Annotated in this window: 18 protein-coding genes; 8 read left to right on the top strand and 10 right to left on the bottom strand. The window is 64.4% G+C overall.

Features of this window, described 5'->3' with window-relative positions; all coding sequences use genetic code 11:
- Window positions 1–69: 69 nt before the first annotated feature.
- Complete coding sequence (locus VUG52_RS22170) at window positions 70–363, top strand: co-chaperone GroES (protein ID WP_028689692.1); 294 nt, start codon at window positions 70–72, stop codon at window positions 361–363.
- Between the two features lie 48 nt (window positions 364–411).
- A complete protein-coding gene (groL, locus tag VUG52_RS22165; RefSeq protein ID WP_050703868.1) occupies window positions 412–2,052 on the top strand; it encodes a chaperonin GroEL in 1,641 nt (546 codons plus the stop codon).
- A 112-nt stretch (window positions 2,053–2,164) separates the two neighbouring features.
- On the opposite strand, the gene VUG52_RS22160 is transcribed toward groL, so the two are convergent.
- Window positions 2,165–2,893, bottom strand: a complete 729-nt coding sequence (locus tag VUG52_RS22160; protein ID WP_050703869.1) for a phosphatase PAP2 family protein — start codon at window positions 2,891–2,893, stop codon at window positions 2,165–2,167.
- A 179-nt stretch (window positions 2,894–3,072) separates the two neighbouring features.
- Here VUG52_RS22160 and colR point away from each other — a divergent pair, with 179 nt between their 5' ends.
- The 5 genes from colR to VUG52_RS22135 all read left to right on the top strand — a co-directional run bounded on the left by colR (window position 3,073) and on the right by VUG52_RS22135 (window position 6,797).
- Complete coding sequence (gene colR, locus VUG52_RS22155) at window positions 3,073–3,756, top strand: two-component system response regulator ColR (RefSeq protein WP_028689695.1); 684 nt, start codon at window positions 3,073–3,075, stop codon at window positions 3,754–3,756.
- Window positions 3,746–5,074, top strand: a complete 1,329-nt coding sequence (locus VUG52_RS22150; RefSeq protein WP_186731955.1) for a sensor histidine kinase — start codon at window positions 3,746–3,748, stop codon at window positions 5,072–5,074. Before colR ends, VUG52_RS22150 begins: the two co-directional genes overlap by 11 nt.
- Before the next feature lie 107 nt (window positions 5,075–5,181).
- Window positions 5,182–5,862, top strand: coding sequence for a class I SAM-dependent methyltransferase (locus tag VUG52_RS22145; RefSeq protein ID WP_050703871.1), 681 nt, complete (start codon window positions 5,182–5,184; stop codon window positions 5,860–5,862).
- A 6-nt stretch (window positions 5,863–5,868) separates the two neighbouring features.
- Complete coding sequence (locus tag VUG52_RS22140) at window positions 5,869–6,570, top strand: lipopolysaccharide kinase InaA family protein (RefSeq protein ID WP_186714041.1); 702 nt, start codon at window positions 5,869–5,871, stop codon at window positions 6,568–6,570.
- Window positions 6,567–6,797, top strand: a complete 231-nt coding sequence (locus tag VUG52_RS22135; RefSeq protein ID WP_050703873.1) for a hypothetical protein — start codon at window positions 6,567–6,569, stop codon at window positions 6,795–6,797. Before VUG52_RS22140 ends, VUG52_RS22135 begins: the two co-directional genes overlap by 4 nt.
- A 917-nt stretch (window positions 6,798–7,714) precedes the next feature.
- Here VUG52_RS22135 and VUG52_RS22130 read toward each other — a convergent pair.
- The 9 genes from VUG52_RS22130 to VUG52_RS22090 form a co-directional block, all read right to left on the bottom strand.
- Complete coding sequence (locus tag VUG52_RS22130) at window positions 7,715–10,753, bottom strand: multidrug efflux RND transporter permease subunit (RefSeq protein WP_262974223.1); 3,039 nt, start codon at window positions 10,751–10,753, stop codon at window positions 7,715–7,717.
- A 13-nt stretch (window positions 10,754–10,766) separates the two neighbouring features.
- Window positions 10,767–11,909: an efflux RND transporter periplasmic adaptor subunit gene (locus VUG52_RS22125; protein WP_050703875.1), complete on the bottom strand. Its 1,143-nt coding sequence runs from the start codon at window positions 11,907–11,909 to the stop codon at window positions 10,767–10,769.
- 193 nt (window positions 11,910–12,102) lie between these two features.
- Window positions 12,103–13,200 carry a DUF1513 domain-containing protein gene (locus tag VUG52_RS22120; RefSeq protein ID WP_050703876.1) on the bottom strand — a complete coding sequence of 366 codons (1,098 nt, stop codon included), beginning with the start codon at window positions 13,198–13,200 and terminating at the stop codon, window positions 12,103–12,105.
- A gap of 2 nt (window positions 13,201–13,202) precedes the next feature.
- On the bottom strand, window positions 13,203–14,267 hold the full coding sequence (locus VUG52_RS22115) for an imelysin family protein (protein WP_262950100.1): 1,065 nt from the start codon (window positions 14,265–14,267) through the stop codon (window positions 13,203–13,205).
- Window positions 14,268–14,286: 19 nt separating this feature from the next.
- Complete coding sequence (locus VUG52_RS22110) at window positions 14,287–15,708, bottom strand: di-heme oxidoreductase family protein (protein WP_262950101.1); 1,422 nt, start codon at window positions 15,706–15,708, stop codon at window positions 14,287–14,289.
- Window positions 15,709–16,010: 302 nt separating this feature from the next.
- Window positions 16,011–17,348, bottom strand: coding sequence for an imelysin family protein (locus VUG52_RS22105; RefSeq protein ID WP_050703879.1), 1,338 nt, complete (start codon window positions 17,346–17,348; stop codon window positions 16,011–16,013).
- Window positions 17,349–17,508: 160 nt separating this feature from the next.
- The gene (locus VUG52_RS22100) at window positions 17,509–19,560 is read right to left on the bottom strand and encodes a putative bifunctional diguanylate cyclase/phosphodiesterase (RefSeq protein ID WP_050703880.1); all 2,052 of its coding nucleotides are present in this window, start codon (window positions 19,558–19,560) and stop codon (window positions 17,509–17,511) included.
- Between the two features lie 321 nt (window positions 19,561–19,881).
- On the bottom strand, window positions 19,882–20,478 hold the full coding sequence (locus VUG52_RS22095; protein WP_050703881.1) for a superoxide dismutase: 597 nt from the start codon (window positions 20,476–20,478) through the stop codon (window positions 19,882–19,884).
- 364 nt (window positions 20,479–20,842) lie between these two features.
- A complete protein-coding gene (locus VUG52_RS22090) occupies window positions 20,843–21,442 on the bottom strand; it encodes a LysE/ArgO family amino acid transporter (protein WP_262950104.1) in 600 nt (199 codons plus the stop codon).
- Between the two features lie 125 nt (window positions 21,443–21,567).
- On the opposite strand from VUG52_RS22090, the gene VUG52_RS22085 reads away from it, so the two are divergent.
- On the top strand, window positions 21,568–22,458 hold the full coding sequence (locus VUG52_RS22085; protein WP_186713153.1) for a LysR family transcriptional regulator ArgP: 891 nt from the start codon (window positions 21,568–21,570) through the stop codon (window positions 22,456–22,458).
- Window positions 22,459–22,460 lie beyond the last annotated feature (2 nt).

Here is a 22,460-nt window from a genome sequence, read left to right as displayed (position 1 = left end):
CGCCGGATCGAATCAACCCGCCGGTGTCGACACCGGCCGATGAAAACCACAATTTGGGAGAGATCGACAATGAAGCTTCGTCCTCTGCATGACCGCGTCGTCATCCGTCGCAGCGAAGAAGAATCGAAAACCGCTGGCGGTATCGTCCTGCCGGGTTCGGCCGCTGAAAAACCAAACCGCGGTGAAGTCGTTGCCGTCGGCACCGGTCGTATCCTGGACAACGGCGAAGTACGCGCGCTGGCCGTGAAAGTGGGTGACAAAGTGGTTTTCGGCCCTTACTCGGGCAGCAACACCGTGAAAGTCGATGGCGAAGACCTGCTGGTCATGGCCGAGAACGAAATCCTGGCCGTTATCGAAGCCTGATTTCCCCGACTTCCCGTTACTCCAAAGAATTCCAAGGATTAAACGATCATGGCTGCTAAAGACGTAAAATTCGGCGATTCCGCCCGTAAGAAAATGCTGGTTGGTGTCAACGTTCTGGCTGACGCGGTAAAAGCGACCCTGGGCCCGAAAGGCCGCAACGTGGTCCTGGCCAAGAGCTTCGGCGCGCCGACCATCACCAAGGACGGCGTTTCCGTCGCCAAAGAAATCGAACTGAAAGACGCCTTCGAGAACATGGGCGCCCAGCTGGTCAAGGAAGTCGCTTCCAAGGCCAACGACGCTGCCGGTGACGGCACCACCACCGCTACCGTCCTGGCCCAGGCCATCGTCAACGAAGGCCTGAAGGCCGTCGCTGCCGGCATGAATCCGATGGACCTCAAGCGCGGTATCGACAAGGCCACTGCTGCCGTTGTTGCCGAACTGAAAAACCTGTCCAAGCCATGCGCCGATTCCAAGGCCATCGCCCAGGTCGGCACCATCTCCGCCAACTCCGACAACTCCATCGGTGAAATCATCGCCGAAGCCATGGAAAAAGTCGGTAAAGAAGGCGTGATCACCGTTGAAGAAGGCTCGGGCCTGGAAAACGAACTGTCCGTCGTCGAAGGCATGCAGTTCGACCGTGGCTACCTGTCGCCGTACTTCGTCAACAAGCCGGACACCATGGTTGCCGAGCTGGAAGGCGCTCTGCTGCTGCTGGTCGACAAGAAGATCTCCAACATCCGCGAGCTGCTGCCAGTACTGGAAGCCGTTGCCAAGGCCGGCCGTCCGCTGCTGATCGTTGCCGAGGACGTCGAGGGCGAGGCCCTGGCCACCCTGGTGGTCAACAACATGCGCGGCATCGTCAAGGTTGCCGCGGTCAAGGCCCCGGGCTTCGGCGACCGCCGCAAGGCCATGCTGCAGGACATCGCCGTCCTGACCGGCGGTACCGTGATCTCCGAAGAGATCGGCCTGTCCCTGGAAACCGCCACCCTGGAGCACCTGGGTAACGCCAAGCGCGTGATCCTGTCCAAGGAAAACACCACCATCATCGACGGTGCTGGCGAAGAAGCCGACATCCAGGCTCGCGTCACCCAGATCCGCGCCCAGGTTGCCGACACCACTTCGGACTACGACCGTGAGAAGCTGCAAGAGCGTCTGGCCAAGCTGGCTGGCGGTGTTGCCGTGATCAAGGTCGGTGCTGGCACCGAAGTCGAGATGAAAGAGAAGAAAGCCCGCGTTGAAGACGCCCTGCACGCTACCCGTGCAGCCGTCGAAGAAGGCGTGGTGCCTGGCGGTGGCGTTGCCCTGGTTCGCTCCCTGGCTGCCATTGTCAACCTCAAAGGCGACAACGAAGACCAGAACGTCGGTATCGCCCTGCTGCGTCGCGCCGTCGAAGCCCCGCTGCGCCAGATCACTGCCAACGCCGGCGACGAGCCAAGCGTTGTCGCTGACAAGGTCAAGCAAGGTTCGGGCAACTTCGGCTACAACGCCGCTACCGGCGAATACGGCGACATGATCGAGATGGGCATCCTGGACCCAGCCAAGGTCACCCGTTCGGCCCTGCAAGCCGCAGCTTCGATCGGCGGTCTGATGATCACCACCGAAGCCATGGTTGCCGACCTGCCGGAAGACAAGCCAGCTGCTGGCATGCCTGACATGGGCGGCATGGGTGGCATGGGCGGCATGATGTAAGCCAGCCTTACCCCCTGCACCAAGAAAAAGCCCCGCCTAGTGCGGGGCTTTTTCGTTTGCCAGTTCTGGCGTTGTCGCAAGCGTGGGAGCGGGCTTGCCCCGCGATTGCTCATCAGACGGCGCGGTGTTCGGCCACCGGTGCCCTGGCAACGCCTCTGCGATACAGCACCAGGTAGTACGACCCCAGCCCGATCAACCAGCAGAACACCGCCGTCCACACGTTATGCGACAGGAAATGCGCGCCCTGCATCATCCGTCCGATCGACAGTACCGAGCCGGCCACGAAGGCCACCCCCAGCGCCACCCGTGCCAGGCGCGGACGGCGGTCGCGCAGCATGAAGAACAGGCCGAACAGACAGAACCCGGTCGCGGCATGCCCACCCGGCCAGCACAATCCGGGCTTGTCGGTGGCAGGGCGCGGCTCCAGCAGCTTGCTGTAGGTCTCCTTGCCGCCGAACTGGGTCAGGCTCCAAGGGCATTGCACCTGGGTCACCTTCTTCAGCGGCGTGACGAAGGCGGTCGACAGCCCCAGCGCCAACACCAGGCAACCCAGCTCGCGGCGCCAGCCCAGCAGCCGCTGCCAGAAAAAACTCAGGGCGAAGCCGACCACGGCCAGCAGCCCGAAGACGATCACGCCCTGCTTGACCCGGTCATGCAGGATGGTCTCCAGCAGGTAGCTGTGGCGACCGATGAACTGACTGGCAACCGGGTCGTAGAACAGGTTGGCCACATCCATGTCCAGCGATGTCCATTCGAGCAGGATCAAGGCCACGGCGGTGACGAAAGGGATGCCCAGGTACAGCCACGGGTTGATCGGGCGAGGGCGCACGGATGCCTGCATGGTGACTCCAGAGGATGGAAAAGACCGTGCATTGTCAGGTGCCCGCTATCCTGAGTGCGTGAATGATCGGTGAAAAAACTGTCAAGTTCGGAGATTTCGAGCCAGGGCATGGCACCATGCAGGCATTGGCCGTAAGCTGCGCCTGCCGCGCCCGGCGAAGCGCCGCACAGGAGACCTCGATGCGCATTCTTTTGGTTGAAGACAACCGCGATATTCTGGCCAACCTGGCCGACTACCTCGGCATGAAGGGCTACACCGTCGACTGTGCCCAGGATGGCCTGTCCGGCCTGCACCTGGCCGCGACCGAACACTACGACCTGATCGTGCTCGACATCATGTTGCCGGGCATCGATGGCTATACGCTGTGCAAGCGTCTGCGCGAGGATGCTCGGCGCGACACGCCGGTGATCATGCTCACCGCCCGCGACCAGCTGGACGACCGTCTGCAGGGCTTCCGCTCGGGCGCGGACGATTACCTGCTCAAGCCGTTCGCGCTATCCGAACTGGCGGCGCGCATCGAGGCCGTGCTGCGCCGCGCCCAGGGTGGAGGGCGGCGTACCTTGCAGGTCGCCGACCTGAGCTACGACCTCGATACCCTGGAGGTGACCCGCCAGGGGCGCCTGCTCAAGCTCAACCCGGTCGGCCTGAAGCTGCTGGCCGTGTTGATGCAGAAGAGCCCTCATGTGTTGCGTCGGGAAGTACTCGAGGAAGCGCTGTGGGGCGACGACTGCCCGGACAGCGACAGCCTGCGCAGTCACGTCCACCAGTTGCGCCAGGTGATCGACAAGCCGTTCGACAAGCCCCTGCTGCATACCGTCCATGGCGTCGGCTATCGCCTCGCCGAGGGTCGCGATGGAGTTTAAGCAGAGCCTTGCCCAGCGCATCATCATCGCATTCGCGTTGATGAGCGCGCTGGTGGCCGGGGCCTTCGCCTTCGGCATCGTCGCCACGGTGCACCTGGTCGAGGAACGCTTGATCTCCTCGGTGCTCGGTGGCGATCTGCAGCGCCTGCTGCGCATGGACAGCGTCAGCGACTGGAGCCACCGGCCACGCCCCGACCAGCTGTTCTATTTCAGTGGCGGGCGCGATGACTTCGAGTTGCCCAAGGACCTGCGTCACCTGGATGCGGGCTTCCACGAGGTGTTTCGCGACCAGCTTTCGTACCATGCCATGGTCGAGATCGTCGACGGGCGGCGCTATGTGCTGCTGCAGGACCAGAGCGATTTCGAGGAGCGCGAGCGGGTGCTGTTCGCCGTGGTGGTGGTCGGCTTCGTGCTCAGCCTGGCCCTGGCGGTGATCCTCGGCTGGTTGCTGGCGCGGCGGGTGATGGCGCCGGTGATCCGCCTGGCGCGCCAGGTGCGCCACCGTGACCAGTTGCTGGGCCTGGCGCCGCCGTTGGCGCCGGACTACGCGGCGGACGAGGTCGGCCAGCTGGCTGTCGCCTTCGACGATACCTTGGGGCGCCTGCGTGATGCCCTGACTCGTGAGCGGCTGTTCACCAGCGATGTCAGTCATGAGCTGCGCACGCCGTTGATGGTCCTGGCGACCTCGTGCGAGCTATTGATGGAAAACCCCGGCCTCGATGGGCGGGCGCGCAGCCAGGTCGAACGCATTGCACGGGCAACCGAGGAAATGCGCGAACTGGTGAAGACCTTCCTGATGCTTGCCCGTGCCCAGCGCGATGAAGGTGCCGTCGCTTCACGGGCAAGCTTGCGCGAGGTGGGCGACGATCTGATAGGGGTATGGCGTGACACCATCGAACAGAAGGGGCTGGCGCTTTACTACGATGGTCGAGTCAGTGCCAGCCCGGTGCTGTACAACGCCACGTTCCTGCAGTCGGTGATGGGTAACCTGCTGCGTAACGCGGCGCACTACACCGACAGCGGTTACATTCGCCTTAGCCTGGAAGCCAATGGCTTCAGTGTCGAGGACAGTGGCGTGGGGATTCCGGAGGAGCAGCGCGAGGCGATGTTCCGGCCGTTCGTGCGGGGCGATGAGCGCCGTGGCGAGGGCCTGGGCCTGGGCTTGTCGCTGGTGCAACGCATCTGTGACGACCAGGGCTGGCGCGTTACCCTGACCGCGACGCTGCCCCATGGCTGCCGCTTCCAGGTCGACCTGAGCCAGGGCACGAAAGTGGTGCAGGACGGTGAAGGCCGGGATGGGCTATTGGATCCTGATTAACGTCCTGTAACACCTGCATTTGACGCTGACAGATTTTTCACATCGACATGACCTGATTCCAACGCTTGCCTACCTAAGGTGAGCGCACTGGAGTCAGGAGATGTCCAATGCGTAGCCCCATCAAACTCGAATTCTCGGACAAGTACGACCGCAATCACGCCCGGGAATACTTCCTCAAGCATCAGGATGGCCTGGCTCGACGCCTTTCCCACCAGCGTGACGAGCAACTGGCCCGCCGCGCCCTGGCGCTGGCCGGTGAGCCTGGCCTGGTGCTCGACCTGCCCTGCGGCGCCGGACGGTTCTGGCCGCTGCTGGCCGAAAAGGCCAACCGCGTGATCATCGGTGCCGACAATTCGGCGGCGATGATCGAGACAGCCTGTGCGTCACAACCGCCAGAGGTGGTTGCGCGGGTACGCCCCTTGCAGACTTCCGCGTTCGCCATCGACCTGCCGGACAACGCGGTCGACAGCATCTTTTGCATGCGCCTGTTCCACCATATCGGTGATCCGGCCCATCGGAAGACAATTCTTTCGGAGTTTCAACGAGTTAGCCGCGACAGCGTAATCCTTTCACTGTGGGTGGATGGCAATTTCAAGGCCTGGCGCCGCCGCAAGCTCGAAGCCAGGCGCAGTGCCCGGGCCGCGCAGGACAGCTACCAGAACCGCTTCGTGTTACCGGCGGCTACAGTTGAAGAAGAATTTGTGTCAGCGGGATTCAGAATTCAGGAACGACTCGACTTTCTGCCGTTCTATGCCATGTGGCGAGTGTACGTATTGCGCAAGGGGTAATGAGTGATGGCGGTAGCCCAGAATCAGTCCAGGCAGTTCGACTACTACTGGCAGCAGCAGGGGGAGTGGGTCGAGGAGCCCAACCAGCGGCGTGGTGGCGAAAGTGGCGTGCAGCGCCTGAGCGACGGTGATGGCCATCTGCTGTATGCCAAACGTCAGGTCGGGCACATCTACCGCAGCCTGCTGCATCCGTTCGGGCGCCCCACGGTGTTGCGCGAACTCGATGCGCTGAACAGTTTCGAGCAACTGGGCGTGCGGGTACCGCGAATCGTCTATGCCGGGGCCGAGCGCGATGCGGATCATCAGTGGCGGGCGTTGCTGGTCAGCGAGGCGCTAGATGGCTTCGTCGACCTCGATGCCTGGCATGCCTCCGGGGCCCGCGAGCATTACCCGCAGGCGGTGCACGAACGCATGCTCAAGGACCTCGCTGACAACCTGGCGCGCATGCACCTGGGGCATTGGCAGCATGGCTGCCTGTACGGCAAGCATGTGTTCGTCAAGGTACTGGGCGAGGGCGAGCAGGCGCGTGTGGAAGTGGCGTTGCTGGACCTCGAGAAATGCCGGCGGCGGATCAGTTGCCAGCGGGCGGCCTATAACGACCTGCGGCAGTTGCGCCGCCACTCGTCGTTCAACGAGGCGGAATGGCAGACCTTGCTCTATTTTTACCAAATGGCGTTTGGCAGCGCGGTCAAAGGTTTAGAGCAATGAAACTAGAAATCGCTCGAGCTTTATTCCTGGTCGCGGCGTTGGCGGTGACCACGGCGGCGGCGGCGGCCTGGGAGCAGCCGCGGCCTACGGTCTTCAGCAAGGCTGAGGTCGGTGGGGTGTGTCCGTTACCACGGGTGGCCAGGGAAGAGCGGGGGCGGGCTGAGCCGGATCATGATCTTCTGTTGTTCTTGTTTGGGATGAGGCAGGGGTTGCGGCCGTTTGGTTGACGTGGGTTATGTGTTTTGCGCCAGGGGTTTGTTTATGGATCTCTGGCGTTTGTTTATTTGGGGTTCGTAGTTGGTTGGTTGGTTGGTGTTTTGTTTTTGAAGTTGTATGCGCATTCATTTGCGATGTCGACGCTTATTCACCTTTCCGCCCTTACGGCGGGTAACTTTTTGAAGGATCAAAAAGTCACCAAAAAATCCTCGCTCCATTCATCCGGCCCTACGCTTCGCTCCGGGTCCCCTCACTCCGGCCTTGCTCCCGGGAGGACCGCGCTGCAGGGCCCATCCTGGGCCCCAGCGCTTGACGGGCATCCATGCCCGTCACCTCCCTCCGCAAGTCCTGCGTTCGGCCTCCTGAAGTCGCGAAGTTACGAGCGGCGCCTGGACTTGCGCAGCTGTCGCTAGTTTAAACTTAATTCATCTCTCGATCGCATCGCGGGGCAAGCCCGCTCCCACGCAATAGTCGCCGTGATATAAAACCCTGTAGGAGCGGGCTTGCCCCGCGAATGGGTCGGAACAATTAGTACATAACTAACTGTCAAATAAATAACTTTGAATTTCTTGCTCTTGCTCTTGCTCTTGCTCTTGCTCTTGCTCTTACTCTTGCTCTTGCTTCTAAGCACGCGGTAGTTCAGGCAACACCAATTGCGACTTCAGGAGGCCGAGCGGAGTTCTTGCGGAGGGAGGTGACGGCCATGGATGGCCGTCAAGCGCTGCGCCCCAGGATGGGGCGTTCAGCGCGGTCCTCCCGGGAGCAAGAACGGAGCGAGGGGACCCCGGAGCGCAGCGTAGGGGCCGGATGAATGGAGCGAGGATTTTTTGGTTCCTTTTTGATCCTTCAAAAAGGGACCCGCCGTAAGGGCGGAAAGGTGACTATGCGTCACCATCGCCAATGAATGCGCATACAAAACCAAAAACAATCACCCACGAACACCAACCCCTCCCTTATGCGCCAAAACACTATAAATACAAGGCAAAACAAACAACGTAAACAACGTCCCAACCGACATCCCGGTAGCAATCACCATCCCGATATCAAACCGGCTGACCGCCCCGGCCCCAGAGGCCAAAATCAAGGGCACCATGCCAAACACCATGGCCGCCGTGGTCATCAGCACCGGCCGCAGGCGAATCGCGGCAGCTTCCTCGATCGCCTCCCGTACCCCAAGCCCCCGCTCATCCCGTAGCTGATTGGCAAACTCGACAATGAGAATCCCATGCTTGGTGATCAGCCCGATCAGGGTCACCAACCCCACCTGGGTATAGATGTTCATGCTCGATACCCCCAGGAACAAGGGCAACAACGCCCCGCAGATCGACAACGGCACCGTCACCAGAATCACCAGCGGATCCCGAAAACTCTCGAACTGCGCCGCCAGCACCAGGAAGATGATCGCCAGCGCCAGGCCGAAGGTCACCCACAACGCGCTGCCCTCCTGGACGAATTGCCGCGCCGTCCCGGCATAGTCCAGCGAGAACCCCTCGGGCGCCTCCTCGCGAGCGATGGCGCGCACGGTTTCCAGGGCCTCGCCCATGCTCACCAGCGGCACCCCCTGGATGATCGCTGAGTTCAACTGCTGGAACTGGTTGAGCTGGCGCGGCCGGGCGCGGTCGCTGAGGGTGATCAGGGTCGCGAGCGGCAGCAGCTGGCCCTGCTCGTTCTTCACGTAGTAGTTATTTAGCCAGCCAGGGTTGGCCCGGTATGGGCGCTCGACCTGGGCGATGACCTTGTAGCTGCGGCCTTCGAGGGTGAAGCGGTTGATCTCGGCCTCGCCCAGCAAGGTCGCCAGGGTGCTGCCCAGGGTGTCCATCGACACCCCCATCTGCGCCGCCTTGGCGCGGTCGATGTCGATCACCACCTCAGGCTTGTCGAAGGCCAGATCGATGTCGAGGAAGGCGAACTTGCCCGACGCCTGGGCGCGCTCCTTGACCCGCTGGGCCACCTCCAGCAGGGCCGGGTAGTCACCGGCGGTGTTGATCACCAGCTGGAACGGCAGGCCCTCGCCGGTGCCGGGCAGCGACGGCAGGTTGAAACCGAAGATCTGCAGGCCGCCGATCTGCTCAAGCTCGGCCTGCACCAGCGGCAACAACTGCATCTGCGTACGCTCGCGCTCGTTCCAGGGCTTGAGCAGGAAGCCGCCGATCCCGCTCTGCACACCGTTGAAACCGTTGATCTGGAACGACGAGTAGTACTCGGGGAAGCGCTTGAAGATCGGCGTGAACTGGTCGGTGTAGGCGTTGAGGTAGTCCAGGTTGGCGGTCTGCGGCGAGCTGCTCATCATGAAGATCACCCCCTGGTCCTCCTCCGGCGCCAGTTCGTTGCGGGTGAACATCAGCAAGACCGGAATCAGGCACAGGATCAGCACGGCGAACACCAGCACCACCGGGCGGCTGTTCAGGGTGCCGTGCAGCAGGCGCTGGTAGCGCACCTTGAGCGCGTCGAAAATCAGGTCCAGGCGGTGGGCCAGGCCACTGGGGTTCTGCTCGTGGCGCAACAGCAGGGCGCACATCATCGGCGACAGGGTGAGGGCGACGATGCCGGAGATGACCACCGCTCCGGCCAGGGTCAGGGCGAACTCCTTGAACAAGGCACCGGTCAGCCCGGTGAGAAAGCCGATGGGCGCGTACACCGCGGCCAGGGTGATGGTCATCGACACCACCGGCAGGGCGATCTCGCGGGCACCTTCCAGGGCCGCGTCGAAGGGCGTCTTGCCCTCCTCGATATGACGGTGGATGTTTTCCACCACGACGATCGCGTCGTCCACCACCAGGCCGATGGCCAGCACCATGGCCAGCAGCGTCAGCAGGTTCAGCGAGTAGCCCATCATCTGCATGAAGAACAGCACGCCGATCATCGACAGCGGGATGGTCACCACCGGGATCACCACCGAGCGCAGGGCTCCGAGGAACAGGAACACCACGACTATGACGATCAGCACTGCTTCGCCGAGGGTCTTGATCACCTCGTCGATGGACGCCTGGATGAACAGGGTGGCGTCGTAGGCGATGGACACCTTGAGGCTCGAAGGCAGTTCCTCTTCCAGCTGCGGCATGATCCGTCGCACTTCCTTGATCACCTCCAGCGGGTTGGCCGCAGGCGTCGCCTTGATGCCGATGTACACCGACGGCGTGCCGTCGAACGAACTGACCGTGTCATAGTTTTCCGCGCCCATTTCCACCCGTGCCACGTCGCCCAGCAACACCCGGCTGTCGCCGCTGGTCTTGACCGGCAGGGCGGCGAAGGCCTCGGCGGATTTCAGCTCGGTGGTGGCGTTGATGCTGGTGACCACGTACTCGCCCTTCACCTCGCCGGCGGCGGAGAGGAAGTTGTAGCGGCGCACGGCGTTGGTCACGTCCACCGCCGACAGGCCGAAGCCGGCCAACTTCACCGGGTCGATCCAGATGCGCATGGCGAACACCTGGTTGCCGAGGATCTCGGCCTCGGCCATGCCCGGCAGGGTGGCCAGCTTGGGCTGGATGACCCGGGACAGGTAGTCGGTGATCTGCGGGTTGCTCATCTCGTTGCTGTAGAAGCTGATGTACATCAGCGCCGAGGCATCGGCGGCCTCCTTGCTCAGCACCGGGTCCTCGGAGTCCTGGGGCAGCTTGTTGCGCACCTCGTTGGCCTTGGCCAGCAACTGGGTGAACAGGCGGTCGGTGTCGGCGCCGATCCGCGCGTAGACCGAAATGATCGAGAAGTTCTGCCGGCTCACCGAGGTCATGTAGTCGATGCCGTCGGCGCTGGCCAGGCTCTGCTGCAAGGGCTGGGTGATGTAGCCCTGGATGGTCTCGGCATTGGCCCCGGGGTAGGCGGTGGTCACGGTGATCAGGGCGTTTTCCATCTGCGGGTACTGGCGGATCTGCAGCTTGCTCCAGGCCTGCAGGCCGAGCAGCAGGATCAGCAGGCTGACCACGCAGGCCAGCACCGGGCGGCGGATGAACGGGTCGGTGAACGCCATGGCCGCCTCCCGTTCACTTCGCGCCGGGCGCGGCGGGCTTGAGGGCGGTGTCGGCGCTGATGCGGATCGCCGCGCCGGGCGTCAGCTTGAGCTGGCCGGCGGTGACCACCTGATCGCCAGCCTGCAGCCCTTTGAGCACCACGACCCAGCCCTCGCGGCGCTCGCCGGTCTGCACGGTGAGCTGCTCGGCGATCAGCTGCGGCTGGCCGTTGGCGTCACGCTGGGGCTGGCCGTCCTCGCCCTTTTTCTCGCTGACCCGGTACACCGAGTTGCCATAGAGGGTGTAGGTGATGGCGTTCTCCGGCACCACCACCTGCGGCTGCGGGTCGGGCAACAGCACTTGCAGGCTGGCGAACATGCCCGGCAGCAGCTTGCCATCGGGGTTGGCCAGGGTGGCACGGACCAGCAGGTTGCGGGTGCTTTCCTCGACCTTGGGGTTGATCGCGCTGAGGCTGGCGGGGAAGGTCTGCTCGGGATAGGCGGCCACCTGTGCCAGCACCCGCTGGCCGAGGCTCAGGTGCGGCAGCGCCTGCTCGGGCACATTGAAATCGACGTAGAGGCTGGACAGGTCCTGCAGGGTGGCGATCACCGTGCCGCTGGCCAGGTAGGCGCCGACGTCCACCTGGCGGATGCCGATGGTGCCGCTGAACGGGGCACTGATGCTCTTTTTCGCCAGCGAGGCCTTGAGCTGTTCGACCACCGCCTGGTTGCGCCGGTACTGGGTGGTGAGGCGGTCGAACTCGCCGCGGGAGATGGCTGAATCACCGACCAGCTGGCTGCCCCGACCGAAGTCGACCTTGGCCAGCCCCAGGTCGGCCTGGGCGGTGCCGAGCAGGGCGGTCTCCTGGTCGCTGTCCAGTTGCAGCAACAACTGGCCGGCCTTCACCTGTTGCCCGGACTCGAAGTGCAGGGACTTCACCGTGCCGGCGACTTCCAGGCTCAGCTCCACGCCTTGATAGGCCTTGAGGCTGCCGACCGCCGGCAGGCGCTCCTGCCACTGGCGCAGCTCGGCCTGGGCCGCGGCCACGCTTACCGGCGGCCGGGGCTGCGAGAACATCTGCACCTGCTGGTAGATGGAAAAGGCCTTGATGCCCCCCAGGATCAACACGATCAGCAGGACGACGGCCAACATGATCAGCATGCGGCGGCGCAACATGGTCCGGTTCCCTGGATGTGGGTTTGTTATTCACTGGGCACGACCACGGGCGATCTGGCCCACGTGCGGTGGGGGAAAGTATTGTCGGTTTTTGCGAAAAGGGGAGGGATAAACTTGTGCCGGCCAAATCGCGGGGCAAGCCCGCTCCCACGTCGTGGGAGCGGGCTTGCCCCGCGATGGCTTTTACGACAAATCAGACCAGATGCAGGTGATTGTCCCAGAAGCCCGAAGGCAGGTTCATCGGCTGGCCGATCAGCTCCGCCTTGCGGCAATCGTAGAACCGGCAACGCCCCTGCCCGGAGGTGACGACGAAGCCATCCTTCACTGCCCCGACCCCGGCGCAATCGGGCATCGGCGCATCGAGTTTCACCGCGCCGCTGTCCAGGTCCCAGATGAACAGGCGATTGGCCCGTGGCGCGGTCAAGGCCACCAGGCGCAGGTCGCTGTGAATCGCGACGCTGGCGGTGTACTGGGCCATCGACTGCAGCTGGCGCTCCGGCACCGGGAAGGCCTTGAACGGCTCGCCAGGACGCTTGATCGCCAGCAGCTCGGCGGTCTCTTCCGAGCCACCCATGAACTGCTGGCAGGCGGCGATGGTGCCATCGTCGCCCACTGCCAGGTGGCGCACGCTGTTCATCTGCTGGGCCAGGGTCTCCTTGCTCAGCAGGGTGCCGTCGCGCTGCATCAGTACCAGGCTCGGCTCCATCGCGTCGAGGTTCATTTCCACCCGACTCTCGGCCTCGGTGCGGATACCGCCGTTGGCCACCACCAGGGTCTCGCCATCGGGCAGCCAGGCCACCTCATGAGGGCCAATGCCGTGGGTGGAAAGCTCGCCGCTGTGCACCAGGCGTTCGCCTTCGAACCGATAGACGCCCAGGACGCCGCGGCCGGGATCGGTGGTGTCGTTCTCGGTGGTGTACAGCCACTCGCCATCCTTGTGGATCACCGCATGGCCGTAGAAGTGCCGCTGCGCTTGCGAGGCGAGGGTCTGCAGCAGCCGGCCGTCGCGCAGGTCGACCAGGTAGCTCTCGGTACCGGGCCGGCGCGCGACGAACAAGGCGATCGGCAGCGTCGGGTGGTTGATGATCGCATGGCAACGCTGGGCCACCTGGGTGCTGAACACCTGGGTGCCGTCCAGGCGGAAGCCGACGGCATAGTGCTTGCCGTCGCCGTCGTCGCGCGCCGACAGCAGCAAGGGTTCGCTGCCCTTGCCGCGGAACAGGCTCCAGCCGCCCAGGGTCAGGGCGCTGAGCAACACGCTACCGAGTTTCAGGGCCTGGCGTCGCAGCATGATCAGTCACCGTCGTTGGCATTGAAGCCCAGCTGGATGTTCAACGCCTTGGCCAGCTCGCCTTCGTGCAGGCGGTGGACGACGTTGAGCGCGTCGTAGATCTGGTTGAGGGTCTGCTTGCCGGTGTCGTCGGCAAGCAACTCGCCCAGGGTCTTCTGGTTGTCGGCCAGCAGCTTGATCGCCGCAGCGTAGGCATCGTCGACCTTTTGCGCCAGTGCCGCCTGATCCTTGCCCAGCAGGCCGCGCAAGCCCTGGTTGTCGACCCCGACCCAAACGGTCTGGGCGGCCTTGAGCGAGGCTTCCAGGCTCTTGATCGACGAGTGGCTGCGCCAGGCCTCGGCCTGCAGCGGCTGCGCGATCCCCTTGCTCTGCCGGCCCATCGGCGCGCCGAGTTTCTTCTTCAGGGTGTCCAGGGCGGTGACCTGGGCCCGCAGCAGGTCGGCGATCGCCTCGTGGGAGTCGGCGTAGCGCTGGTTGGGGAACTTGGTCATTTGCGACAGCATGCCGTCGGTGCTGTTCCAGCCCTTGAGGATCTCCTCGGCCAGGGCCTTCTGGTGTTCACCGATGGCCACCAGCAGCGGGCAGTAGCGGGCCTTCTGCTCGGCGCTGGCGATGTCCGGCTTGCTGTCGAACAGGATGTATTCGTAGGCCGACAGGCCACGCACCACCACGCTGGCCTTGCCCAGCGACTCGGCGGTGACCGCCTGTTCGCCGTTGACCAGCTGCTCGACCTGGCGACCGACCAGGTTCTTCTTGTCGGGCCAGAACTGTACCTGCCAAGGGCGGTTACCCTCGGCCAGCGGGCCGACCAGCAGCGGCTGCAGCTCGGCCCAGGCCTTCTGCGCGTCGAGGAAGTCGGCGCGGGCGGTCTCCAGGGACTGTTTGCCTTCGCAGTAGGCTAGGGCGCTGGCGGCCAGCTGCCGGTCGGCCTCGACCCAGCGGCTGTAGGTCGGCAGGATCACCTGCTTGGCGATGGCCGCGGAGGTCACTGCCTGCGGATCTTGCGGCGAGCAGGCGCCGAGGGCGAGGGCGGCGAGGCTGGTGAACAACAGTTTGGGTCGGAACATGCCCGGCTCCTTGTGCGGTTTAAAGGGAATTCAGGAACGCCAGCAGCGCGGCACGCTGCTCGGCATTGAAGGTCAGTACGTGATCGCGCGCCGCCTGGGCCTCGCCACCGTGCCAGAGCACGGCTTCGAGCAGGTTGCGGGCGCGACCGTCGTGGAGGAACTGGCTGTGGCCGCTGACGGTTTCGCTCAGGCCGATGCCCCACAGCGGTGGGGTGCGCCAGTCCTGGCCATTGGCGGCGAATTCGGTGCGCTCGTCGCTCAGGCCTGGGCCCATGTCGTGCAGCAGCAGGTCGCTGTAGGGGCGGATCACCTGGCCGGCCAGTTCCGGCTCGGACGCATCGGCGGCGGTGGTGAACTGCGGCGTGTGGCAACCCTGGCAGCCCGCCTGGTAGAACAGGTTCTTGCCCGCGAGCACCTGCGGCGCATCGACGTTGCGCCGCGCCGGCACGGCGAGGTTGCGGGTGTAGAAAGTGACCAGACGCAGGATGTTGTCGCTGACTTCCTTCTCGCCACCCTGGCCGTCGCCGTTGGGCGCGGCCAGGCAATCGACCTGCGCCGCGGTGCAGTCGTCCTTTGGCAGCAGGGTGGTGGTCAGGCCCATGTCGCCGGCGAAGGCGTGCACGTTCTGCTGGTTGACGTTGGGCTGCCCGGCCTTCCAGCCGAAGCGGCCGATCACGGTCTTGCCCTGGGCGTCGTCCCAAACTCGGTTGGCGCGGCCGCGAATACCGTCGCGGTTGAGGTCGTCCGGGTCCTCCTTGGCCAGCAGGTCGGCCTCGGGGATGGCTTCGAGCAGGCCCAGGCCGATCATCGGCGGGGCGACCCGAGCCGAGAAGCGGGTGTCCGGGTGCAGTGGGCCGTAGCCGAGCTGGGTGATCTGCAGGGTCGGGCGGCGCAGTTCGACCTGGTGGCCGTCCTTGAAGGTGACGCTGTGGTTGTCGTAGCTCACCCGCACCTTGCCTTCCGGGGCCACGCCGGGGATGGCCATGTCCTGCAGCTGGGTGCCGTAGACCGGTTCGGGGACCACGCCCAGGCGCTCGATCTCGCGGGCGTAGTAGGGCTGGTCGGGGATCGACAGGCGCACCAGCATCGACACCGCGTTGCTGTCGTCCGGCTCCGGCGGATGGCCGCGACCGTCGCGCACGTGGCAGTTCTGGCAGGCGTTGGTGTTGAACAACGGGCCGAGGCCATCGCGGGCGGTGGTGGTGGAGGGGGCGATCACCCAGGGGTTGCGAAAGAAGCTGTTGCCCACGGCGAAATCCAGGCGCCGCTCGGGGGTGAGGTTGGCCGAGGGCAGAGAATAGGCGTTGCGGTCGCTGCGTTGCACCGTGGCCTTGCCGCCGGAGAGGGCTTCGCCGGGCTCGGCCTGGGTGAAACGCGGAGCGTCGTCACAGGCGGCGAGGGCGAGGGCCAGCAGCAGGGGGCTTAGGCGGAGCAAGGACATCGAGGATCCTGGGCATGGGCGAAAAACCGGCGTGCAAGCTTATCAGGCCGGGGGTGTTTGAATAAGAGCAATTTGCAATTGCTGGATGAAATCCATGTCAGCTGGCCACGGTGCCTGTAGGAGCGGCCTTGTGCCGCGAAAGGGCCGCGAAGCGGCCCCAGCAATCTTTGCGTCAACACCGAAACCCTGGGGCCGCTTCGCGACCCTTTCGCGGCACAAGGCCGCTCCTACAAGGGGGCGGTGGTGTTGCTGGAAAACAAAAAGGCGGCCCGAAGGCCGCCTCTGCTGAACCGCGACGCTGATCAGAACTCGTGATCGGCGGTATCCGGGTTCAGGTTGTCGATGCCCAGCTTGCCCGCGGCCTGCTCGATCGCGCCGGTCTGCTTGACCAGCGAGGCGATGGCGTCACGCACGATCTGGTTGCCGGCGGCGTTGTCGGCGGCGATCAGCTGGTCGTAGTGCTCGCCCTTGAGGGCGTGGTCGACGATCACCTGGATCTTGGCCTCGGTGGCTTCCAGGTCGGCCTTGAGGGTGGCGTCGGTGGCCGGGTCGGCCTTGGCCACCAGCGACGACAGGCTCGGGCCGCTCAGCTTGGTGCCGTCGACACGGGTGTACTCGCCCAGGTAGACGTTGCGGATGCCCTTGGCGTCGTAGAAGTGCGAGTAGTGGGTGTTGTCGCTGAAGCAGTCGTGCTCGTCTTCCGGCGAGTTGGCTTCCAGCGAGACCTTCATGCGCTCGCCGGCCAGTTCGCCCAGCGACAGGCTGCCCATGCCGAACAGCATCTTGCGCAGGCCGTCGTTGGCCGGCTCGCCTTCGAGGGTGGCGCGGTAGTTGTCGGCGACGTTCGGCGCCCAGTTGCCGACCATCTCTTCGAGGTCCTTGACCAGCAGGTCGGTGACCGCTTTCAGGTAGGCGCGGCGACGGTCGTTGTGGCCGCCCGTGGCGCCCTTGCCCTCCAGGTAGTCGGAAGCCGGGCGGTTGCCCGCGCCCGGGCCGGTGCCATTGAGGTCCTGGCCCCAGAGCAGGAACTCGATGGCGTGGTAGCCGGTGGCGACGTTGGCCTCCGAGCCGCCCAGCTCGTTGAGGGTGGCGAGCTTCTCGGGGGTGATGTCCTTGACGTCGATCTTGTCTTCGCCGACCTGGATCTCGGTGTTGGCGATGATGTTGGCGTTGGCCGCCGGGTTGCCCAGGGCGTGCTCGTAGCTCTTGTCGACGTAGTCGATCAGGCCTTCGTCCAGGGGCCAGGCGTTCACCTGGCCTTCCCAGTCATCGATGATGGTGTTGCCGAAGCGGAACACTTCGCTCTGCAGGTACGGCACGCGCGAGGCGACCCAGGCGTCACGGGCGGCCTTCAGGGTCTGGTCGTTGGGCTTGGCCAGGAACGCGTCGACGGCGGTCTGCAGTTGCTTGGCGGTGCTCAGCGAGTCGCTGTACACGGCATGGACCATGTCGGCGTAGTGCTTGACCACGGCCTTGGCGGCCGCTTCATCGACAGCCCCCGGCGCTGCGGCGGTGGTGCTGGCGGCGGCAGGTGCCTGGGCTTGCGGTGCGGCGGCCTTGTCGTCCTTGCCTTCGCCGCAACCGGCGAGAGCGATGGCGATGGCCAGCAGACTGGCGGAGGCCAGAGGCATTCGAATCATTGTTGGTTTCCTGCGTCGTGTGGTTGGACCAAGGGTGGACCGTGCGCCGTGGCACGCGAAACCGCCACATCATGCGAAAGATTTGCATTTGCTGTAAAGAGTCGGGCGCGCATTTCATGCAAACGCCCGTTCGCGGTGCATCGCCAAGATCGGCGGGGGCTTACAGGGCGGAAACCTGGTTGCGTTGCGCCTGCTTGAGGAAACTGGTCAGTTCGCGCGCGGACAACGGCTTGCTGTAGTGGTAGCCCTGACCCTCGTGGCAGCCCTGGGCGATGATGTAGCTCTCCTGCTCGGCGGTCTCGACGCCTTCGGCGATCACCTGCATGCCCAGGCTCTTGCCCAGCTGGATGATGGCGCGAACGATGGTGGCGTCGTCGTCATCGTCGAGCAGGTCCTGGACGAAGCTCTTGTCGATCTTGATCTTGTCCAGCGGCAGCGATTTCAGGTAGCTGAGCGAGGAATAGCCGGTGCCGAAGTCGTCGATGGCGATCAAGGCGCCGGAGCGGCGCAGGCTCAGCAGGTGCTGGGCGGCGGTGCTGATGTCTTCCATCAGGCCAGTCTCGGTGACTTCCAGTTCCAGGCTGCGCGGCGGCAGGCGGTAGGCCTGCAGCAGGTTGTTGACCACCCGCGGCAGCTCGTTGTGGTGCAGTTGCACGGTGGACAGGTTGACTGCCATGCGCAGTTCGCTGAAGCCCTGGTCATGCCATTCGCGCAGTTGTCGGCAAGCCTGGTCGAGCACCCATTCGCCGATGCTGATGATGCTGCCGTTCTGTTCGGCCAGGGGGATGAACTGGTCGGGCGGGACCATGCCCAGCTCCGGGTGCTGCCAGCGCAGCAGCGCCTCGACGCCGACCACGCGGTGGTCGCGGTAGCTGATCTGCGGCTGGTACACCAGGTACAGCTGGTTGCGCGGCAGGGCTTCGCGCAGGTCTTTTTCCAGCTCGCGGCGGCGGCGCATTTCGCTGTCGACGCTGGCGATGTAGAACTGGTAGCGGTTGCGCGAGCGGGCCTTGGCCAGGGTCATGGTCTGCTCGGCCTTCTGCAGCAGCTTTTCGGTGCTGTCGCCGTCCTCGGGGAACAGGGTGATGCCGATGGTGGCGCGCAGGCGGATCTGCTGGTGGTCGAGGTCGAAGGGCGCCTCGAGGTCGTCGAGGATGCTCTGGGCCAGTTCGGCGGCTTCGTAGGGCTGTTCGATGTTGGCCTGGACCAGGGCGAACTGGTCGCCGCCCAGCCGGGCCAGGGCGCCGAGGCGGCCGCTGTGGGCGCGCAGGCGGTCGGCCAGGGCCAGCAGCAACTGGTCGCCGACCTGATAGCTGAACTGCTCGTTGATGCCCTTGAAATCGTCCAGGCCCACGCACAAGACGGCGACGCGGCGTTGCAGGCGGCCACCGTCGTCCAGGATCTTGTCCAGTTGCTGCTGCAACTGCTGGCGGTTGGGCAGGCCGGTGAGGAAGTCGTACTGGGCCATGCGCTGCAGGCTGTTCTCGGCCTCGTGGCGCAGGTGGGTGTTGCGTTCGATGGAGGCCAGCAGCTGGTTGGCGGTGTTGACCCAGAGGCCCAGCTCGTTGCGCTCGTGGCCCTTGAGCTGCGGAATCTGGTGCTGGCTGGGACGGTCTGGGTTTATCTGGGTCAGGTGGTCGATGATCTTCGACAGTGGCTTGGTCAGCAGCCAGTGGTACACCAGGTACAGCACCAGGCCCATGGCCAGCGCCCTGAGCACGCCGGAGATGAAGATGATCACGGCGTTGATCAGGAAGTCCTCGCCGTAGGAGGAGGTGTCGAGGGTGATGCTCAGGTCGCCGTAATACTCGCTGTACGGGCCGCGGCCGACCAGCTGCGTGGTGTAGGTACGCTCCTGGCCGAGGATCAGGTCGGTCAGCCAGCGCATGGACATGTCCTGCAGCGGCCGGGATTTTTCCGCCAGCATGGTTTCGTTGGGGTGGCCGATGGAGGCCATGCGCACCGACTCGTCCTGGAACAGGCCTTCCATCACCTGCATGCCCATTTCCCGGTCGAGGCTGTACACCGCCTGGGTCGATGGGTCGCGGAACATGTCGAGGATGCGCTGGGCATCGTTGTTCACGGACTGGCGGGTCTTGTAGGCGTCATAGACGATCTGCGCACAGCTGAGTACGACGCCGACAGCCAGCGCCGAGAGCAGTACGACCCTCAGCAGCTTGACCGATAAGCTGTTTCGAAATTCCAGCTTCAATGGGGTTTCCTTAATCCATGCGCATGCCATTATTTTGCCATCAACCATGGCGTGAGACTATCGACCTGATACCCCGGCAGGCAACCCGTCCGTCGACGGAATTGCCCTTGGCTCTGTATCGGTCGAACGGTCATGCGACTTGAGTGCGCTGCGTCAACTTTCCAGAAGGTTGATGTTAGCGCGCTATGCGGTCTGAGCAAGAGCGCGTGGATCGGTTGCAAACATTTCTGTCAGGTATGTCGTTGCCGAATGCGACGGTGTCATGCCAGGCAACAAAAAACCCGGCACTCAGGCCGGGTCTTTTGCATTCAAGGCGAACAATCAGGCCTTGAAGGTCTTGCCTTCGAACTGCTCGGCAACGAAGGTCCAGTTGACCAGGTTCCAGAACGCCTCGACGTACTTCGGACGCAGGTTGCGGTAGTCGATGTAGTAGGCGTGTTCCCAGACGTCGCAGGTCAGCAGCGGGGTGTCGCCACTGGTCAGCGGGCAGCCGGCGCCGATGGTGCTGGCCAGGGCCAGGGAGCCGTCGGCCTTCTTCACCAGCCAGCCCCAGCCGGAGCCGAAGGTGCCGACCGAAGTCTTGGTGAACTCTTCCTTGAACTTGTCGAACGAGCCGAAGGCGGCGGTGATGGCCTCGGCCAGGGCGCCGGTCGGCTGGCCGCCGCCGTTTGGCGACAGGCAGTTCCAGTAGAAGGTGTGGTTCCAGACTTGGGCTGCGTTGTTGAAGATGCCGCCCGAAGAGCTCTTGACGATCTCTTCCAGGGTCTTGCCTTCGAATTCGGTGCCTGGGACCAGGTTGTTCAGGTTCACGACATAGGTGTTGTGGTGCTTGTCGTGGTGGAACTCCAGGGTTTCCTTGGAGATGTGCGGCTGCAGGGCATCGTGGGCGTACGGCAGCGGCGGCAATTCAAAAGCCATGGTGGATCTCCTGATTCAGGTCTGTTTGCGGTTTGCGCCAGGCCTCACGGGTGGCCTGATGAGCGTCGGCGAGTTTGTACCCTTTGCGACGCAAGGGCTGGATCATAGCACCGGCCCGGGCGCTTAACCACGCAACATCTGTGGGGAATAGAGGTTCCAGAGCGGTTGGCGGGGGCCGACCGGTGGTCAGCCAGGAGCATTGCCGCAGGCGGTCATCAGTCCATCGGGATACACATTCGAGCAGGAAGTAGAGTTGCAAGCATTACCAGCGTGGGAGCGGGCTTGCCCCGCGAACACCGGCACAGCCGGTGCCAGGCACCGCATCGCGGGGCAAGCCCGCTCCCACGCTGGTGATCTGGTGTATTCAGTTGAAAATCAACTGCGCCGCCACCGCGAACATCATCACCGCCACCATCAGGTCGAGCATGCGCCAGGTCGCCGGGCGTGCCAGCCACGGCGCCAGCCAGGCGGCGCCGATCGCCAGGGTCGAGAACCACACCAGCGAGGCACTGGCGGCGCCGGCCACGTAGGCGCCGGGCACGGTCTGCTGGGCGCCGAGGGAGCCGATCAGCAGCACGGTGTCCAGGTACACATGGGGGTTGAGCAGGGTCACCGCCAGCGCGCTCAGCAGCACCGCTCGGCGTGAGCGCATGCCCTGGTCTTCTCGGTGCTGCAGGCTCTGCTTGGAAAACGCGCTGCGCAGCGCCTTGGCGCCGTACCAGATCAGGAACACCGCGCCACCCCAGCGCGCCACGGCCAGCAGCGTGGGGTTGTGCGCCAGCACCGTGGCCAGGCCGAACACCCCGGCGGCGACCAGCAGCGCGTCGCAGACCACGCACAGCGCCGCCACCGGCAGGTGATGCTCCCGGCGCAGGCTCTGCGCCAGGACGAAGGCGTTCTGCGCGCCGATGGCCATGATCAGGCCGAAGGCCACCAGCATGCCGTTGAGATAGCTTTGCCACATAGCGGGAACACTCCACGGGCACCGATGCGGGCATCGGCGCGGATCAACAAGAAAGATGTGGCCATTGTGGCGGCTGCAGCGGTATAAGAAAAACAAATAGAGCTGATCAGTCATTAGAGAAATCGATGTTCGACTACAAGCTGCTCGCCGCCCTTGCCGCGGTGATCGAACAAGGCGGTTTCGAGCGCGCCGCCCAGGTGCTGGGGCTGTCGCAATCGGCCATCTCGCAACGCATCAAGCTGCTCGAAGCGCGGGTCGGACAGCCGGTGCTGGTGCGCGCCACGCCACCGAGCCCGACCGAGGTCGGCCGGCAGTTGCTCAACCATGTGCAGCAGGTGCGCCTGCTCGAGCGCGACCTGCAGCGTCAGGTGCCAGCGCTGGACGAGGAGGGCATGCCCGAGCGCCTGCGCATCGCCCTCAACGCCGACAGCCTGGCGACCTGGTGGGCCGGTGCGGTGGGGGCCTTCTGCGCGCAGCAGCAGGTCTTGCTGGACCTGGTGGTCGAGGACCAGGAGGTCGGCCTCAAGCGCATGCGTGCCGGCGAGGTCGCGGCCTGCCTGTGCGGCAGCGAACGTCCCGTGGCTGGAGCGCGCAGCCTGCCGCTGGGGTCGATGCGCTACCGGGCGCTGGCCAGCCCCGCATTCATGGCGCGCTACTTCCCCCAGGGTTTCGCGGTCGAGCGGTTGGCACGTGCTCCGGCGATCGTGTTCGGGCCGGACGACTTTCTCCAGCATCGCTACCTGGCGTCGCTGGGCGTGCAGGAAGGTTTCCTGCATCACCTGTGTCCCTCGTCCGAAGGTTTCCTGCGCATGACCGAGGCTGGCCTGGGCTGGGGGCTGGTGCCGGAGCGGCAGGTGGCCGAGCAACTGGCCCGTGGCGAGCTGGTGGAAATCTGCGCGGATACTCCCATCGATGTGCCGCTGTACTGGCATCATTGGCGCAACGGCGGGCAGTTGCTCGCCCAGCTGACCGACCATCTGCGCCATTCGGCGCGGCAGTGGCTGGTGCCCTTGTAGGC

Source organism: Pseudomonas sp. LH21, assembly GCF_036549575.1.
GTDB classification, from domain to species: Bacteria; Pseudomonadota; Gammaproteobacteria; order Pseudomonadales; family Pseudomonadaceae; genus Aquipseudomonas; species Aquipseudomonas peradeniyensis.
Note: the sequence above shows the minus strand (reverse complement) of the source record. Positions and strands in the feature narration are given on the sequence as shown.

Excerpts from the sequence above, each read along its gene's own strand:
- VUG52_RS22130 (WP_262974223.1), bottom strand. The coding sequence starts at position 10,753 with ATGGCGTTCACCGACCCGTTCATCCGCCGCCCGGTGCTGGCCTGCGTG.
- colR (WP_028689695.1), top strand. The coding sequence starts at position 3,073 with ATGCGCATTCTTTTGGTTGAAGACAACCGCGATATTCTGGCCAACCTG.
- VUG52_RS22095 (WP_050703881.1), bottom strand. The coding sequence starts at position 20,478 with ATGGCTTTTGAATTGCCGCCGCTGCCGTACGCCCACGATGCCCTGCAG.
- VUG52_RS22120 (WP_050703876.1), bottom strand. The coding sequence starts at position 13,200 with ATGCTGCGACGCCAGGCCCTGAAACTCGGTAGCGTGTTGCTCAGCGCC.
- VUG52_RS22090 (WP_262950104.1), bottom strand. The coding sequence starts at position 21,442 with ATGTGGCAAAGCTATCTCAACGGCATGCTGGTGGCCTTCGGCCTGATC.
- VUG52_RS22160 (WP_050703869.1), bottom strand. The coding sequence starts at position 2,893 with ATGCAGGCATCCGTGCGCCCTCGCCCGATCAACCCGTGGCTGTACCTG.
- VUG52_RS22170 (WP_028689692.1), top strand. The coding sequence starts at position 70 with ATGAAGCTTCGTCCTCTGCATGACCGCGTCGTCATCCGTCGCAGCGAA.
- VUG52_RS22105 (WP_050703879.1), bottom strand. The coding sequence starts at position 17,348 with ATGATTCGAATGCCTCTGGCCTCCGCCAGTCTGCTGGCCATCGCCATC.
- VUG52_RS22115 (WP_262950100.1), bottom strand. The coding sequence starts at position 14,267 with ATGTTCCGACCCAAACTGTTGTTCACCAGCCTCGCCGCCCTCGCCCTC.
- VUG52_RS22125 (WP_050703875.1), bottom strand. The coding sequence starts at position 11,909 with ATGTTGCGCCGCCGCATGCTGATCATGTTGGCCGTCGTCCTGCTGATC.
- VUG52_RS22085 (WP_186713153.1), top strand. The coding sequence starts at position 21,568 with ATGTTCGACTACAAGCTGCTCGCCGCCCTTGCCGCGGTGATCGAACAA.
- VUG52_RS22135 (WP_050703873.1), top strand. The coding sequence starts at position 6,567 with ATGAAACTAGAAATCGCTCGAGCTTTATTCCTGGTCGCGGCGTTGGCG.
- VUG52_RS22140 (WP_186714041.1), top strand. The coding sequence starts at position 5,869 with ATGGCGGTAGCCCAGAATCAGTCCAGGCAGTTCGACTACTACTGGCAG.
- VUG52_RS22110 (WP_262950101.1), bottom strand. The coding sequence starts at position 15,708 with ATGTCCTTGCTCCGCCTAAGCCCCCTGCTGCTGGCCCTCGCCCTCGCC.
- groL (WP_050703868.1), top strand. The coding sequence starts at position 412 with ATGGCTGCTAAAGACGTAAAATTCGGCGATTCCGCCCGTAAGAAAATG.
- VUG52_RS22145 (WP_050703871.1), top strand. The coding sequence starts at position 5,182 with ATGCGTAGCCCCATCAAACTCGAATTCTCGGACAAGTACGACCGCAAT.
- VUG52_RS22150 (WP_186731955.1), top strand. The coding sequence starts at position 3,746 with ATGGAGTTTAAGCAGAGCCTTGCCCAGCGCATCATCATCGCATTCGCG.